Raw genomic sequence first — 15,641 nt, 5'->3', positions numbered from 1 at the left:
ACCGCTCGTCACGCTGACGACCATTTGGCGTTGACTAGCATTGGGGGTGTGACCTCCCTCTCCGATCTTCCGATCCGTGACGACCTCCGCGGTCGCACCCCGTACGGTGCGCCCCAGAAGGTCGTGCCCGTCGCGCTGAACGTGAACGAGAACACGCATCCGGTCCCGGAGGACGTCGCAGCCGACATCGTGGCGCGCGTGGCCGTGGCCGTCACCGGTGTGAACCGCTATCCCGATCGGGAGTTCACGGAGCTGCGTGAAGCGTTCGCCCGGTACCTCGGTCGCGGGCTCGTCGCCGAGCAGATCTGGGCGGCCAACGGGTCGAACGAGGTCCTGCAGCACATCCTCCAGGCCTTCGGCGGTCCCGGGCGCAGCCTCCTCGGCTTCGCCCCCACCTACTCGATGTACCCGCTGCTGGCGTCCGGCACCGGCACCTCCTGGATCGCAGCACCCCGCGACGACGAGTTCGAGCTGTCGCCGCAGACCGCCGCCGCAGCAGTGCGCGAGCACGACCCGGACATCGTCATCCTCTGCTCGCCGAACAACCCGACAGGCACGCCGCTCGACCTCGCGACGATCGAGGCGGTCTACGATGCTGCCTCGGGCATCGTGGTCATCGACGAGGCCTACGCCGAGTTCCTGCCGGACGGCGAGCAGACCGCGCTCTCGCTGCTCGCCGGTCGTCCGCGCCTCCTGGTCTCGCGCACAATGAGCAAGGCCTTCGCCTTCGCCGGCGCGCGCGTCGGGTATCTCGCGGCCGATCCGGCTGTCGTCGACGCTCTGCGCCTGGTACGCCTGCCCTACCACCTCTCCGCGATCACCCAGGCGGCCGCCCTCGGCGCGCTCGCGCACACGGACGAGATGCTGGCCATGGTGGGCGAGATCTGTACCCAGCGCGACCGCTTGGTCGTCGAGCTCGCGGAGCTCGGCTACCTGCCGCACCGCAGCGGGAGCAACTTCGTGCTTTTCGGCGGAGTCGACGACCCGCACGCGATCTTCGAGGCTCTCCTCGAGCGCGGGGTGCTCATCCGCGATGTCGGCATTCCGCACCACCTGCGGGTGACGGCGGGCACCGAGACCGAGACGACGGCATTCCTGGAAGCACTGCGCGCGCTGGGCCGTCCAGTAGCGGCTGCCGCGGCGGGGAACACCGGCGCGGCCCCAGTAAACTCTCAGTCATGACGAATCGCGCCGCCCAGCTCCAGCGTGCCACCAGCGAGTCGAGCATCGAGCTGAGCCTCGACCTCGACGGCACCGGCGCGGCCGACATCCACACGTCGGTGCCGTTCTTCGACCACCTGCTGACCGCGTTCGCGAAGCACTCCCTCACCGACCTGCGGGTGCGGGCGAGCGGCGACACCGACATCGACGTGCACCACACGGTCGAAGATGTCGGCATCGTGCTCGGTCAGGCGATCCGGGAGGCTCTCGGCGACAAGTCCGGCATCTCTCGGTATGGTGACGCCATGGTGCCGCTCGACGAGGCGCTCGTGCAGGCCGTCGTCGACATCTCCGGCCGCCCGTACCTGGTGCACGGCGGCGAGCCCGCCGGCTTCGAGTTCCACCTGATCGGCGGCCACTTCACCGGGTCGATGGTGCGTCACGTGTTCGAGGCCATCGCGTTCAACTCAGGGCTCACGCTGCACATCACGGTCGTCGGCGGCCGCGACCCGCACCACATCGCCGAGGCCGAGTTCAAAGCCTTCGCGCGGGCGTTCCGTCAGGCGAAGGCGCTGGACCCGCAGGTGTCGGGCATCCCCTCGACCAAGGGTGTGCTGTGACGGCACCGGACGTCGTCGTCTTCGACTACGGCACGGGCAACGTGCACTCCGCGGTCAAGGCCCTCGAGGCCGCTGGGGCCCGCGTCGAGCTCACCGGCAACCGCCGCCGCGCGCAGGAGGCCGACGGTCTGCTGGTCCCGGGCGTCGGCGCCTTCGCCGCCGTGATCGACGCCCTCCGCGGCTCGCACGGCGACGAGGTGATCGACCGCCGGCTCGCGGGCGGCCGGCCCGTCCTCGGCATCTGCGTCGGCATGCAGGTGCTGTTCGAGCGCGGGGTCGAGCACGGGATCGAGAGCGAGGGGCTCGGCGAGTGGCCGGGCACCGTCGATCTGATCCGCGCGGATGTCGTGCCGCACATGGGCTGGAACACTGTCGAGGCCCCGGAGGACTCGGTGCTCTTCGACGGCATCCGTGACGAGCGCTTCTACTTCGTGCACTCGTATGCCGCGCAGGACTGGACGCTGGAGGCCACGGGACCCTTCCAGAAGCCCCGTGTGACGTGGGCCGAGCACGGCTCGCGGTTCGTCGCCGCCGTCGAGAACGGGCCGCTCACCGCGACCCAGTTCCACCCCGAGAAGTCCGGCAGCGCCGGCCTCCGACTGCTCCGCAACTGGATCGGCTCGCTGTAGCGAGACCCATCGCGTCCGCCCCGCGGACCCGATCGAAGCCCCACTCGAGAAAGACATCGACATGAGCGAATTCACCAACACGCCCAAGCTCGTCCTGCTGCCCGCGGTAGACGTGGCCGACGGCAAGGCGGTGCGCCTGACCCAGGGCGAGGCCGGCAGCGAGACCAGCTATGGAGACCCGGTCGACGCGGCCGCCGAGTGGGCTGACGCCGGCGCCGAGTGGATCCACCTGGTCGACCTCGACGCGGCCTTCGGCCGGGGGAGCAACCGCGACCTTCTGAAGAAGGTGATTCGCCAGACCAGAGGCGTGCGCATCGAGCTCTCCGGCGGCATCCGCGACGACGGGTCGCTGGAGCAGGCCCTGGAGATCGGCGCGACGCGCGTGAACCTCGGGACTGCGGCGCTGGAAAACCCGGAGTGGGCGGCGAACGTAATCGGCCGCTTCGGCGAGGCGATCGCCGTCGGCCTGGATGTGCGCGGCACGACCCTGGCAGCCCGCGGTTGGACGCGCGACGGCGGCGACCTGTGGGAGGTGCTCGCCCGACTCGAAGAGGCCGGCTGCGCACGCTACGTGGTGACCGACGTCACCAAAGACGGCACCCTCAAGGGGCCGAACCTCGACCTGCTCCGCGAGGTCATGGAGCGCACCGAGCGTCCCGTCGTCGCCTCCGGCGGCATCTCCAGCCTCGACGATATCGCGTCGCTGCGCGAGTTGGTCCCGCACGGCCTGGAGGGCGCGATCGTCGGCAAGGCGCTCTACTCCGGCGCGTTCACACTTCCCGAGGCGCTGGATGTCGCCGGCGACTGAGCCGCCGGAGGACGCCAGCGACCGCGAGGCCGAGCAGAGACCGCAGCCGACCGAGACGGGCGCCGAGCGCCTGGCCGGTTTCGCCGCGGCTCTCGCGGGCAACACCCCGTCGCATGGCGACTCAGCCGGTCAGCCGTGGGAGGGCCGCGAGTTCGACGACAACCCGTTCGGCGACGACGACGGCTCCGCGCCTCCCGCACTGCTCGGTGCGCTCGCCGCGTTCAGGGCCGGCGAGGCCGGTCCGGAGGCCGTGGTCGACGCCTTCCGTGGCGTGCGGGTCCTGATCCCGCTGATCGCCGAGCCGGGCGAGGAGGGCGCCAGCGTCGCCGGGCTCGCGGTCGACAAGACCCAGGAGCTCTCGATCGTCACGGTCGCCGCGCCAGATGGGCGTCGTGTCCTCCCGGTGTTCTCATCGGTCACGGCCATGCAGGCGTGGAATCCCGCCGCCCGGCCCGTTCCGGCGGCCGGCCCGCGCGCAGCACTCGCCGCGGCGTCGGAGGAGACCGAGCTACTCGTGCTCGACCCGACCTCCGAAACCGAGTTCGTCCTCCGGCGCCCCGCCGTGTGGGCGCTCGCTCAGGGGCTGCCGTGGTTGCCGAGCGATCGCGACCCGGTCGTCGCCGACGCGTTCCGCGCTTCCGTCGGCTCGGAGCTCGGCGTGCTCGACGTCGACCTGCTGGCGGGAGACCCGGACTGCCGGCTCGTCGCCGAGGAGCTCGTGGTACGGCTGACGCTGGCGAGCGGGCTGACTGCGGAGGAGCTGAACGCCATCCTGTCGCGGCTCGCCCAGCGCTGGTCTGCCGACGACGCCATCGCGACGCGTGTCGACTCCCTCCGCGTGCAACTCGCCACCGCCTCCTGAGCCCGCTGCGCCGTGCCGAGGGGCACGTTGACGCCCTCAAAAGCGCACTTTAGGGGCGTGAAGGTGCCCCTCGGCGAACGGTTCGGGCGCGCGGAGTGCTGTTGCTCATCGCATGACGCGGATGGGAGCATGAAGGCATGCCTCTCTCGATCACCGGCGACGCCGAAGCGGACGCCCTCCTCGACCAGTCCCCGTTCGCTCTGCTCGTCGGGATGCTGCTCGATCAGCAGATCGCGATGGAGACCGCGTTCGTCGGCCCCGCAAAGCTGCGCGATCGGCTCGGCTCGCTCGACCCCGCCGGCATCGCCGCGCTGGACCCCGAGAAGCTCGTCGAGGTGATGAAGCAAACACCGTCCGTGCACCGGTTCCCCGGCTCGATGGCGGGCCGGCTGCAGTCGCTCGCGTCGGCGATCGTGACCGACTGGGGAGGCGACACCCCCGCGATCTGGACGCAGGGCGAGCCCGACGGCGCGGAGGTGCTGCGCCGGCTGAAGGCGCTGCCCGGCTTCGGTGAGCAGAAGGCGAAGATCTTCCTCGCCCTGCTGGGCAAGCAGAAGGGGCTGGACGTGTCCGGCTGGCGGGAGGCCGCAGGTGACTACGGGCTGGATGGCTACCGCTCGGTGGCCGATATCGTCGACGCCGATTCGCTCACGCGGGTGCGTGAGCACAAGCGTGCGATGAAGGCGGCGGCCAAGGGCTGACGCGCCGACGTTGAGTTGGCAGGACACGCCGTCTCGCCAGCGTCACTGACGGCGTGTCCTGCCAACTCGTTTCAGGCACGACCCGGATGTCGGCGGGCGCCGATAGCGTTGCGGTGTGTTCTTACTCGACGGTGTGATCGTCACCAGCGCCAGTGACCTGACCGAGGCGTCGAAATGCGAGTTCGCCTTCCTGCGCTCGCTCGATGTGAAGCTGGGGCGGATCGAGAAGACCGACGAGGTCGACGACCCGATGTATGTGCGCTCCTCCCGCCTTGGCGACGAGCACGAGCACCACATCCTCGAGCGCTACCGCGACCGGTTTGGCGCCGGGGCGGGGGCAGGGGTCGCCGAGATCGAGCGGCCGCAGCAACTGACGGCCGATTCGCTGGCCGAGGCCGTGGCCTCCACGGCGCGTGCGTTCGAACGGGCCAGCGAGGTCGTCTTCCAGGCCACGTTCTTCGACGGCTCGTTCGTCGGGTTCGCCGACTTCGTGGTGCGCCTGCCCGACGGGCGTTATCGAGTGCAGGACTCCAAGCTCGCCCGCAGCGCGCGCGTCACGGCCCTCCTGCAGCTCGCCGCGTACGCCGATCAGCTGCGCCGCACCGGTGTCGAGGTCGACGGCATCGTCGAACTGCTGCTTGGGGACGGGTCGGTGAGCGAACACCGGCTCTGCGACATCGAGCCCGTCTACCGCAAGCGGCGCGCACGCCTCCTGGAGGTCATCGCCGCGCACGTCATCGACACCGGGCCGGTGGCCTGGGGCGATCCGCGGTTCACCGTCTGCGGCCGGTGCGACACCTGCGACGCCGAGGTGCAGGCCGCGCGCGACGTGCTGCTCGTGGCCGGCATGCGGGTGACGCAGCGGGAGCGCCTGATCGCCGCCGGCATCACGACGATCGACGCGCTCGCGGCCTCCACCGGCCCGGTCGAGGGCGTCACCGAGGGCACCCTGACGGGGCTGCGCGAACAGGCGCGCCTGCAGCTGGAGGCAGTGGAGGGCGCACCGCCGCCGATCCGCGTTTTCAACGCCCCGGTGCTCGCGGTGCTGCCGGAGCCCGACCCGGGCGACATCTTCTTCGACTTCGAGGGCGACCCGCTCTACACCGAGGGCGCGGGGGAGCGCTGGAACCTCGACTACCTGTTCGGGATGGTCGACCAGGATGCGCGGTTCACCGCGTTCTGGGCGCACGACTTCGCCGAGGAGCGCGTCGCACTCGAACGGTTCCTCGCGTTCGTCCGCGAGCGACGCGCCGTGTTCCCCGGCATGCACATCTACCACTACGCGGCCTACGAGCAGACCCACCTGCTGTCCCTCGCCGCCCGGCACGGCGTCGGCGAAGAGGAGGTCGACGCCCTGCTTCGCGACAGCGTGATGGTCGACCTCTACCCCCTCGTCCGCAAGTCCGTGCGGGTCGGGTCGCGCTCGTATTCGATCAAGAAGCTGGAGCCGCTCTACATGGGCTCGGAGCTGCGGCTCAGCGAGGTGACGAACGGCGCCGACTCGATCACCGAGTACGCGAACGCCCGCGACCTCATCGCGCTCGGCCGCCTCGACGAGGCGCAGCCGTTGCTCGACGCGCTCGGCGATTACAACCGCTACGACTGCGTCTCGACGCTGCGGCTGCGCGATTGGCTCCTCGCCCGGGCGGGGGAGAACGGCGTCCCGATCGGCGCCGCGCCGCCGGCGGAGCCGGAGATCGCTCCAGAGGCGTCCCCGCTCCGCGCGGGTCTGCTGGCCTACGCGGGCGATCCGCTCGACCCGCACCGCACGCCCGATCGCGAGGCCGTCGCTCTCGCGGCGGCGGCGATCGACTTCCACCGGCGAGAGCAGAAGAGCTTCTGGCAGAGCCACTACGCCCGGCTGATCCAGCCGGTGGAGGAGTGGGCGGACACCCGTGACGTGCTGGTGGTCGAGTCCGCCCGGGTGGTCCGCGGCTGGTATCTCGACGAAGGCCAGCGCGTCGAGCGACGCGAGCTGCTGCTCTCGGGCCAGTGGGGTGCGGGGAGCTCGGTGCGGGTCAGCGAGAGCTCCGGGCCGTTCCTCCTCTACGAGTACCCGGGACCATTCCGGCTGCTCCGCGCGCAGCCGGGCGCGCGCACGGTGCGCACCGTCGCCGTCATCGCCGTCGCCGACGACGGCTCCGTGCTGGTGCGTGAGACGCTGCCGGAGGACGTCGCCGCGTACGGCCACCTCCCGAGCGCACTCACGCCAGCCGCTCCTCCCAACACGCGACCGCTCGCGGAGGCGATCCGGGAGTGGGGCACGGCCCTGCTCACCGCGCTGCAGGCGGGTCGCTGGCCCACGAACGCGACGGTCGACCTGCTGCGGCGGACTCCGCCGCGCACCCGCTCCGGCCTGCTCGCCCCCGAGGGGCCGCCGGACGGCAGCGGGCGTGTCGCGGCCGTCACGGCCAGCCTCCTCGACCTCGACACGTCGTACCTCGCCGTCCAGGGGCCTCCCGGAACCGGCAAGTCGTATCTCGGTGCGCACGTGATCGCACGCTTGGTCGCCGAACACGGCTGGCGCGTCGGTGTCGTGGCGCAGTCGCACGCGGTCGTCGAGAACCTGCTCGACCGGGTCGTCGCCACCGGGCTGGACGCCGCGCTCGTCGGAAAGGTGCCCAGCGGCTCCGCGGAGTCGCCGCGGTTCACCCCGCTGCGCAGGAACGGCCAGCTCGAGTTCGCAGCAGAGCGCGAGGCGAGCGGCTTCGTCCTCGGCGGCACGGCGTGGGACTTCGCCAACCCGGCGCGCGTCCCGCGCGAGAGCCTCGACCTGCTCGTCGTCGACGAGGCGGGCCAGTTCTCGCTGGCGTCGACCATCGCCGTGGGGGTGGCGGCCCGCAACCTGCTGCTGCTCGGCGACCCGCAGCAGCTGCCCCAGGTGAGCCAGGGGAGCCATCCCGAGCCGGTCGACGGTTCCGCCCTCGGCTGGGTGAGCGACGGGCACGATGTGCTCCCGGCGGAGTTCGGCTACTTCCTCGCCGAGAGCCGCCGCCTCCACCCGGCCCTCGCCGAGGCCGTCTCCGCACTGTCGTACGAAGGGCGGCTGCACGCCCATCCGTGCGCGCGCGAGCGCGAGCTCGCCGGGGTCGTCCCCGGCCTCCACCCGGTTGCCGTCGAGCACACCGGCAACGCGACCGCGTCGGCTCAGGAGGCCCAGGCCGTGGTCGCCATCGTGCGCGACCTGGTCGGCCGCTCCTGGACGGATCCGGCCGCGGGCCGCGACGAGACGCCTCTCGCCGAGGGCGACATGATCGTCGTCACCCCCTACAACGCGCAACTGGCCGAGGTGCGCGAGGCGCTCGACGCAGCCGGGTTCCCGGAGGTGCGCGTCGGCACCGTCGACAAGTTCCAGGGGCAGGAGGCCGCGATCGCGATCGTAAGCCTGGCCGCCTCCTCCGCGGCCGACGTTCCGCGGGGGATGTCGTTCCTGCTGTCGAAGAACCGGCTGAACGTCGCGATCTCCCGGGCGAAATGGGCGGCGTACCTCGTCCACTCGCCAGATCTCACCGAGTTCCTGCCGACGACGCCGGCCGGGGTCGGCGAGCTGAGTGCCTTCATCCGGCTGGTCGAGAGCGGCTGGTGAGCGGCGCGAGCGCGGGCTACCGTGGAGGCGTGTCACCGGAAGAACTGGAGGAGCTCGTCATCCTGCGACGAGCGCGCGACCTGATCGATCGCCAGTACGCCGAGCCGCTCGACGTGCCGACGATGGCGGCCTCCGCCTTCATGTCGCCTTCGCACTTCTCGCGCCGGTTCCGGGCGGTGTACGGGGAGACCCCCTACAGCTATCTGATGACCCGGCGGATCGAGCGGGCGATGTCGCTGCTGCGCGAGGGGATGACGGTCACTGAGGCGTGCATGGCCGTCGGCTGTACCTCCCTCGGCTCGTTCAGTTCGAAGTTCGCGGAGGTGGTGGGCGAGTCGCCGTCGAGCTACCGCACGCGCGAGCACCGCGCGGTGATGGCGATGCCCAACTGCATCGCCAAGCAGCGCACCCGGCCGGTACGGTCGAAACCGCTGCCGGGCTGAGCGGAGACCCGGAGTCGAACCTGGGCGGTCGAAACCGCTGCCGGGCTGAGCGGAGACCCGGAGTCGAACCTGGGCGGTCGAAACCGCTGCCGGGCTGAGCGGCGACCCGGAGTCGAACCTGGGCGGTCGAAACCGCTGCCGGCTGAGCGGCGACCCGGGGTCGAGCTTGGGCGGTCGAAACCGCTGCCGGCTGAGCGGCGACCCGGGGTCGAGCTTGGGCGGTCGAAACCGCTGCCGGCTGAGCGGCGACCCGGGGTCGAGCTTGGGCGGTCGAAGCGGCTGCCGGGCTGAGCGGCGGATCGATGTCGAGCAGAAATGGAGAAGCGCACAGCGCCCGCCGTTCCTAGAGTGGCGGCATGACTATTTCGCTTCAGTACTCGCACATCACCGTCACCGACCCCGAGGAGTCCCTCACGTTCTACCGCGACGCGCTCGGGCTCGACGTGCTCAACGACGTCGCCTCCGGCGGTCACCACTGGATCACGCTGGGCGTCGCCGGGCGCGAGGGCACCGAGATCGTACTGTCCGACCCCTACGCCGGCCGCTCGCAGTCGGACGGCGACGCCATCCAGGAACTCGTCACGAAGGGCGTACTCGCCAACGTCGTGTTCCGCACCGAGGACGACCTCGACTCCGTCTTCGAGCGGGTGCGCGCGAGCGGCGCGGAGGTCCTCCAGGAGCCGAAGGACCAGCCCTGGGGTCCACGTGACTGCGCGTTCCGCGACCCGTCGGGCAACATGGTCCGCATCCTGCAGTCGACGCCGCAGCCGCAGAACGCGTAGCGCCGCGGGGCGGATCGCCGAGCCTGAAATGAGGAATCGGCGATCTGCTCTGTGACGTAATATTCCGGAACGCGTTTTGACCGCCTGTGTCCCGCTTGAAAGGCTGATGTGCCGCCAACCGTTCGCCGGCACATCCCACCCCTTCACAAGAGAGGCACAGCCATGCCCGACGCCACCCCGCCAGGGACCGTTCCCGCCCTTCCCGAGAAGCCGAAGCGCTCCAAGACGCCGTGGATCGTCGGTCTCGCCATCGTCGCGGTCGTCGCCGTGGTCGCCGTGGTCGCGGCCGTGAACGCCAACAACTCCGGCTCCGCCGACGCGGCGGCCAAGTCGGTGACGGTGAAGATCGGGACGACCGAGCAGTCGGCGCCGTATTGGCCGATCCTGAAGAAGGAGGCTGCGAAGGAGGGCATCGACATCCAGGTCGTGGGCTTCAAGGACTACCAGCAGGCCAACCCGGCGCTCGCCGACGGGCTGCTCGACCTGAACCTGTTCCAGCACCTGCAGTTCCTCGCGAACTACAACGTGCAGGCGCACCAGAACCTGGTGCCGATCGCGTCCACCTACGTCGTGCCGCTGTCTCTCTACTCGAAGAAGTACTCGAAGCTCGACGAGATTCCGAGCGGCGCCGAGATCGCGATCCCGAACGATCCGACCAACCAGGCGCGCGCGCTTCTCGTCCTCCAGAAGGCCGGCCTCCTCGCGCTCAAGAACGGTGGCAACACACTCGCGACGCCCGCCGACATCGACGCGTCGGCGTCCACAGTGAAGGTGATCGCGGTGGATGCCGCCCAGACGGCGCCCGCTCTCGACTCGGCGGCCGGCGCCGTCATCAACAACACCTTCGTCGGCCCGGCCGGCATCGACCCCGAGTCGGCTCTATTCAAGGACGACCCGAAGAGCGCCGCTGCTGAGCCCTACATCAACGCCTTCGTGGCGCGCGACAAGGACAAGGGCAACGCGACCTACCGGAAGATCGCCGAGCTCTACCACACCAAGGCGGTCCAGGACGCGGTGCTGGCGGACTCCAAGAACACCGCCGTCCTCGTCCAGCGGCCGCAGGCCGACCTCATCGACATCCTGCACTCGCTCGAGAAGACGATCGAGGCGGCGAAGTAGGCACGTGAGCTCTCTCATCGAGTTCCGCGGCGTCACCAAGAGCTTCCGCTCGGGTGACGCCGCGGTCGCCGCTGTCGAGAACATCGACCTGACGATCGAACGCGGCGAGATCTTCGGCATCATCGGCTACTCGGGCGCGGGCAAGAGCACGCTCCTGCGGCTCATCAACGCGCTCGAGCATCCGACGTCCGGCTCGGTGATCGTGGACGGCCGCGACCTGACGACACTGCGTGAGCGCGACCTGCGCGACGTGCGGGCTGGCATCGGCATGATCTTCCAGCAGTTCAACCTGTTCCGGTCGCGCACGGTGTTCGCGAACATCGCCTACCCGCTGAAGGTCGCGGGCTGGCCCGCGGACGAGCGCAAGCAGCGCGTGGCCGAGCTCCTGGCGTTCGTCGGCCTGACCGACAAGGCGTGGGCCTATCCCGACCAGCTGTCGGGAGGCCAGAAGCAGCGCGTCGGCATCGCCCGCGCTCTGGCGACCAACCCCGCCATCCTGCTGGCCGACGAGGCCACGAGCGCTCTCGACCCGGAGACCACCTCCGACGTGCTGGCACTGCTGAAGCGGGTCAACGACGAACTCGGTGTCACCATCGTCGTGATCACGCACGAGATGGAGGTCGTGCGCTCGATCGCCGACCGCGTCGCCGTGCTCGACTCCGGCCGGGTGATCGAGACCGGCACCGTGTTCGAGGTGTTCTCCGACCCGCAGACCCCCACCTCGCAGCGCTTCGTCGGCACCGTCCTGCGCAATCAGCCAGGTGCCGCCGACGTGGCGCGCCTGCGCGGCAAGCACTCCGGGCGGATCGTCTCGGCGCGCATCCACGACGACGGCCGGCTCGGCGCGGTGCTCTCCGACGCCGTCGGCCGCCACGGCGTGCGCTTCGAGATCGTCTACGGCGGCATCTCCGCGCTGCAGGGCAAGTCGTTCGGCAGCCTCACACTCGAGCTGCTCGGCGAGCCGGGCGACGTGGACGCGCTGATCGCCGAGCTGCGCACGGTCACCGAGGTCGAGGAGGTGGCAGCATGACCGACTGGTCGACGCTGTGGCCCGTGTACCTGACCTCCATCGGCCAGACGCTGTGGATGGTCGTCGCGACGCTCGTGCTGGGAGGCGTGCTGGGGCTCGCGCTCGGTGTCCTGCTGTACACGACGCGTCCGGGTGGCCTGCTGCAGAACCGCGCGCTGTCGACGGTGCTCAACGTCCTGGTCAACTTCGTCCGACCGATCCCGTTCATCATCTTCATGACGGCGGTCGCCCCGCTGACGCAGGCGGCGCTCGGGACGTTCCTGGGCACGCCGGCCGCGATCTTCCCGATGACGATCGCGGCGACGTTCGCGATCTCGCGCATCGTCGAGCAGAACCTCGTGACGATCGACCCCGGCGTGATCGAGGCCGCGCGGGCGATGGGATCGAGCCCGTGGCGGATCGTCTCGACGCTGCTCATCCCGGAGGCGCTCGGCCCGCTGATCCTGGGCTACACCTTCGTGTTCGTCGCGATCGTGGATCTGTCGGCGGTCGCCGGCAGCCTCGGCGGCGGCGGCTTGGGCGACTTCGCGATCTCGTACGGCTACCAGCGCTACAACTGGGTCGTCACCTGGGTCGCGGTGCTCACCATCGTCATCCTGGTGCAGCTCGCCCAGTTCCTCGGCAACACCCTCGCGCGCAAGGCCCTCCGCCGCTGACCTCAAGGCTCACCGTAGCTCAGCGGCGGAGGCTGCTAGGCCTGCGGCACGGGGGTGTAGCGGCCGACGGGGCGCAGGCGGAGGGGACGCTCGCGGTACTCGGCGAGGGCGTGGACGATCCAGCCGGCGGTGCGCGCGGTGGCGAAGATCACCTCGCCCGCGTCGTCGGCCATCCCGCCGGCGAGCGAGAGCGCGGCCAGGGCGAGGTCCGAGTTCGGCGCGGCGCCCGTGCGGTCGTGGAGGAGCTCGGTGAGCGCTCCGACGGTTTCCACCACGGTCGCGCCCGCGGGATCGTCGGCGAGCATTCCCAGCAGGATCCTTGCGCGCGGGTCGCCCTCCGGGTACAGCGGCTGGCCGAACCCGGGGACCGGGCCGCGGCCGTCCACGACGGCGTCGGCGACGACTCGGGCCGGCTGCTCGCCGGCGGCGACGCGCGCGAGCATCCGCTGGGCCGCGCGGCTGGCGTTGCCGTGCAGCGGCGAGTCGAGCGCGCCGAGCCCGGCGACCACGACGGCGTACGGCGTCGCCCGGGCGGAGGCCGCGGCGCGTGCCGCGAGCGTGGACACCGCGAGATCGTGGTCGAGCAGCAGTACGAGCGCCGCGTCGAGCGTCCGCAGCAGCTCCGGTGACGCGGGATGCGGCGAGAGGCGCGACCAGAGCTCGGCCGCGAGGAGCGGCGCGACGGGATGCGACTTCACCGGCAGCACCTGCACCATCCCGGCGATGAGCCGTTCGGCCGCGCCCGCCACGGCCTCCGGGTCGAGGGAGGTGCGCAGCGGGTCGGCAGCGGCCAGCGCCGTCACGGCGACCAGCTGCCGGTCGCGGTCGCCCGCACCGGAAGGGAGCGCCTCCGCCACCCGGCGAGCGGCCTCCAGCCCGGGCCCGGGGGTGAAGTGCGCGGCCGGCTCCCAGCGACCGGTGAGCGCCCAGCGCGCCACCACCTCGAACGGTTCCTGAGCCAGTTCTGCGGCGGGGCGTCCCCGGTAGAAGAGCTCGCCGTGGTCGATCAACGCGAAGTCGGTCTCGATGACCATGAGCGGTCGCCCCTCCGAGCGAGCAGGGGAGGGCGCCGCCTTGCGGCGCCTGGCGGCGGCGAACGTCTCGACCTCCAGCGGGTCGAAAGCGGACCCGGCCGCCGTGCGCGTGCGGCTGAGCAGCCCGCGCGCCACGTAGGAGTAGAGGGTCTCGAGTTTGACGCCGAGGCGCTCGGCCGTCTGCTCGGCGGTGAGGTGCGGAAGAGCATTCGTTTCGGGAAGGCTGGACATATTGATCCGATCAACGTTGACGTTCAAAGAATCCACGTTCACACTACTGGCATGGACCGCATGAACGACACCCTGATCGACGTCCCCCGCGGACTGACCAACGTCGTCGCCGCGCACACCGCGCTGGGTGACGTGCGCGGGCAGGAGGGGTTCTACCACTACCGCCAGTACTCGGCGATCGACCTCGCGCGCGAGCGGACGTTCGAGGACACCTGGTTCCTGCTGCTCTTCGGCGGCCTCCCTGCGCCCGACGAGCTGACGGCGTTCCGTGAGCGCATCGCGTCCGCCCGCCGCATCCCCGCCGAGGTGGCCGACGTGCTGCCGGCGATCGCCCGGCTCACGGCGGCCGGCGACGCCCTCGCGGGACTGCGCATGGCGCTCGCCGCCGTCGCCGCGCACGACGGAATGCGGCCGGTCTACGACGAGGACTCCGACACGCGGATCCGGGACGCGATCCGCATCGCCGCCGTGACGCCAGTGCTCCTGGCATCGCTGCACGCTTACGCGACCGGAGGCACGCCTCCCGAGCCGCGCGACGACCTCGGCCACGTGGCCGACTATCTGCGCCTGGTCACCGGTCGCGTTCCGGACGCCGCCCACGAGCACGCGCTGAGTGCGTACCTGACCGCGGCCGTCGACCACGGCTTCAACGCCTCCACGTTCACGGCGCGCGTCATCGCCTCCACCGGGGCCGACGTCGCGGCGGCCGTGGACGGCGCGCTCGGAGCGCTGTCCGGCCCGCTGCACGGGGGAGCGCCGAGCCGTGCGCTGGACACGCTCGACGCGATCGGCACTCCCGACCGCATCGATGAGTGGATCACCGCCACGGTCCGCGGCGGAGGTCGCGTGATGGGGTTCGGGCACGCCGTCTACCGCACCGAGGACCCGCGCTCGCGGCTGCTCCGCGAGGTGGCGCAGGGGTTCGGCGGTGACCGGGTGGCCTTCGCGGTCCAGGTGGAGGACAGGGTGCAGCAACTGCTCGAAGAGCTCAAGCCCGGCCGGGGGCTGCACACCAACGTCGAGTTCTACGCCGGCGTCGTGATGGAGCTGTGCGGGATCCCACGTTCACTGTTCACACCGACGTTCGCGGTCGCCCGCGTCGTCGGCTGGACGGCGCACATCTTGGAGCAGGCGGCCGACGGCAAGATCCTGCGGCCGTCGTCGCGGTACGACGGTCCCGCCGCTCCGGTGCCGCTGCCCGTGACCACGGCCGCGGCCTGAGCGACGGCAGACCGCTGTCGCCGCTCGCGTCCTGGAGCGTATCGTGCTGCACGGCGGAGTCCGGCGGTGCGGGAGTGAGTGGAGGCGAGCGCGATGCGCGGAGCGGTGCGGCACGTGGAGTGGGTCGGCGATGAGGACCCGGAGCGGTTGGAGGCGGCCGTGGTCACCTTCGCACCCGACCGGCTCGACGCCCTCGGGACCTCGCGCACGACGGACTATGTGGTGAGCTGGGAGTTGGAGACGTCCTCCGGATGGGCGACCGACCGCCTCTCGGTCGCGGTGGCGGGTCGCGGTTTCACGCGGTGGCTGGTGCTCGCCCGTGACGCCCATGGGCGCTGGAGCAGCGAGTCCTACACGCACGGCGAGACCCGCTTCCACGACGCGCCGATGGCAGAGCCGGGGGTCGCGGACCCGCGCGACCTCGACGGAGCCGTGGACTGCGACCTGGCACTGTGCCCGGTGACCAACACCATGCCGATCCTGCGGCTGGGCGCTCTGGATGGCCTCGAAGAGACCGAGCTGACGATGGCGTGGGTAGACCTCCCGTCGCTGGAGGTCGTCGCGAGCCGGCAGGCGTACAGCGCTGAGCACCCCTTCGACCCGGAGGCCGGGCGTGCCGTCGTGCGCTATCGAAGCGTCGGCAGTGGCTTCACGGCCGACCTCGGCGTCGACGAGGACGGCCTGGTCATCGACTACCCGCGGCTCGCCCGGCGCATCCGCACCCGCTGAAGGCGCCGAGGTGCACCTTAACGCCCCTC

15 protein-coding genes are annotated in these 15,641 nt (G+C 71.0%); 14 read left to right on the top strand and 1 reads right to left on the bottom strand.

Annotated features, from left to right (window positions below; all coding sequences use genetic code 11):
- Nucleotides 1-48: 48 nt before the first annotated feature.
- From ACPPVW_RS00350 to ACPPVW_RS00295, 12 genes are all read left to right on the top strand, one after another.
- Nucleotides 49-1,182: a histidinol-phosphate transaminase gene (locus ACPPVW_RS00350; RefSeq protein WP_426624591.1), complete on the top strand. Its 1,134-nt coding sequence runs from the start codon at nucleotides 49-51 to the stop codon at nucleotides 1,180-1,182.
- Nucleotides 1,179-1,781: an imidazoleglycerol-phosphate dehydratase HisB gene (gene hisB / locus ACPPVW_RS00345; protein ID WP_426624590.1), complete on the top strand. Its 603-nt coding sequence runs from the start codon at nucleotides 1,179-1,181 to the stop codon at nucleotides 1,779-1,781. The genes ACPPVW_RS00350 and hisB overlap by 4 nt, the downstream gene beginning before the upstream one ends.
- Complete coding sequence (gene hisH / locus ACPPVW_RS00340) at nucleotides 1,778-2,410, top strand: imidazole glycerol phosphate synthase subunit HisH (RefSeq protein WP_426624589.1); 633 nt, start codon at nucleotides 1,778-1,780, stop codon at nucleotides 2,408-2,410. Before hisB ends, hisH begins: the two co-directional genes overlap by 4 nt.
- Nucleotides 2,411-2,471: 61 nt before the next feature.
- On the top strand, nucleotides 2,472-3,218 hold the full coding sequence (gene priA / locus ACPPVW_RS00335) for a bifunctional 1-(5-phosphoribosyl)-5-((5-phosphoribosylamino)methylideneamino)imidazole-4-carboxamide isomerase/phosphoribosylanthranilate isomerase PriA (RefSeq protein ID WP_426624588.1): 747 nt from the start codon (nucleotides 2,472-2,474) through the stop codon (nucleotides 3,216-3,218).
- Nucleotides 3,202-4,080, top strand: coding sequence for an SseB family protein (locus tag ACPPVW_RS00330; RefSeq protein ID WP_426624587.1), 879 nt, complete (start codon nucleotides 3,202-3,204; stop codon nucleotides 4,078-4,080). The genes priA and ACPPVW_RS00330 overlap by 17 nt, the downstream gene beginning before the upstream one ends.
- A 137-nt stretch (nucleotides 4,081-4,217) precedes the next feature.
- The gene (locus tag ACPPVW_RS00325; protein ID WP_426624586.1) at nucleotides 4,218-4,781 is read left to right on the top strand and encodes an HhH-GPD-type base excision DNA repair protein; all 564 of its coding nucleotides are present in this window, start codon (nucleotides 4,218-4,220) and stop codon (nucleotides 4,779-4,781) included.
- A 115-nt stretch (nucleotides 4,782-4,896) separates the two neighbouring features.
- The gene (locus tag ACPPVW_RS00320) at nucleotides 4,897-8,367 is read left to right on the top strand and encodes a TM0106 family RecB-like putative nuclease (RefSeq protein WP_426624585.1); all 3,471 of its coding nucleotides are present in this window, start codon (nucleotides 4,897-4,899) and stop codon (nucleotides 8,365-8,367) included.
- A 29-nt stretch (nucleotides 8,368-8,396) separates the two neighbouring features.
- Nucleotides 8,397-8,810: a helix-turn-helix transcriptional regulator gene (locus tag ACPPVW_RS00315; RefSeq protein ID WP_426624584.1), complete on the top strand. Its 414-nt coding sequence runs from the start codon at nucleotides 8,397-8,399 to the stop codon at nucleotides 8,808-8,810.
- Between the two features lie 356 nt (nucleotides 8,811-9,166).
- The gene (locus tag ACPPVW_RS00310) at nucleotides 9,167-9,592 is read left to right on the top strand and encodes a VOC family protein (RefSeq protein ID WP_426624583.1); all 426 of its coding nucleotides are present in this window, start codon (nucleotides 9,167-9,169) and stop codon (nucleotides 9,590-9,592) included.
- A gap of 162 nt (nucleotides 9,593-9,754) precedes the next feature.
- On the top strand, nucleotides 9,755-10,711 hold the full coding sequence (locus tag ACPPVW_RS00305; RefSeq protein ID WP_426624582.1) for a MetQ/NlpA family ABC transporter substrate-binding protein: 957 nt from the start codon (nucleotides 9,755-9,757) through the stop codon (nucleotides 10,709-10,711).
- 4 nt (nucleotides 10,712-10,715) lie between these two features.
- Nucleotides 10,716-11,741 carry a methionine ABC transporter ATP-binding protein gene (locus ACPPVW_RS00300; RefSeq protein ID WP_426624581.1) on the top strand — a complete coding sequence of 342 codons (1,026 nt, stop codon included), beginning with the start codon at nucleotides 10,716-10,718 and terminating at the stop codon, nucleotides 11,739-11,741.
- A complete protein-coding gene (locus ACPPVW_RS00295) occupies nucleotides 11,738-12,397 on the top strand; it encodes a methionine ABC transporter permease (protein WP_426624580.1) in 660 nt (219 codons plus the stop codon). Before ACPPVW_RS00300 ends, ACPPVW_RS00295 begins: the two co-directional genes overlap by 4 nt.
- Nucleotides 12,398-12,432: 35 nt before the next feature.
- On the opposite strand, the gene ACPPVW_RS00290 is transcribed toward ACPPVW_RS00295, so the two are convergent.
- Entirely contained in the window at nucleotides 12,433-13,662 is a 1,230-nt protein-coding gene (locus ACPPVW_RS00290; RefSeq protein WP_426624579.1) for a citrate/2-methylcitrate synthase, read from the bottom strand.
- A gap of 51 nt (nucleotides 13,663-13,713) precedes the next feature.
- Between ACPPVW_RS00290 and ACPPVW_RS00285 the strand changes: the two genes are divergently transcribed.
- Both ACPPVW_RS00285 and ACPPVW_RS00280 read left to right on the top strand, forming a co-directional pair.
- Nucleotides 13,714-14,883: a citrate/2-methylcitrate synthase gene (locus tag ACPPVW_RS00285; RefSeq protein ID WP_426624578.1), complete on the top strand. Its 1,170-nt coding sequence runs from the start codon at nucleotides 13,714-13,716 to the stop codon at nucleotides 14,881-14,883.
- Between the two features lie 93 nt (nucleotides 14,884-14,976).
- Nucleotides 14,977-15,612, top strand: coding sequence for a putative glycolipid-binding domain-containing protein (locus ACPPVW_RS00280; RefSeq protein ID WP_426624577.1), 636 nt, complete (start codon nucleotides 14,977-14,979; stop codon nucleotides 15,610-15,612).
- Nucleotides 15,613-15,641 lie beyond the last annotated feature (29 nt).

The organism is Leifsonia sp. McL0607, from assembly GCF_049993355.1.
Classification (GTDB): Bacteria; Actinomycetota; Actinomycetes; order Actinomycetales; family Microbacteriaceae; genus Leifsonia.
This window is presented reverse-complemented; position numbering and strand designations above follow the sequence as displayed.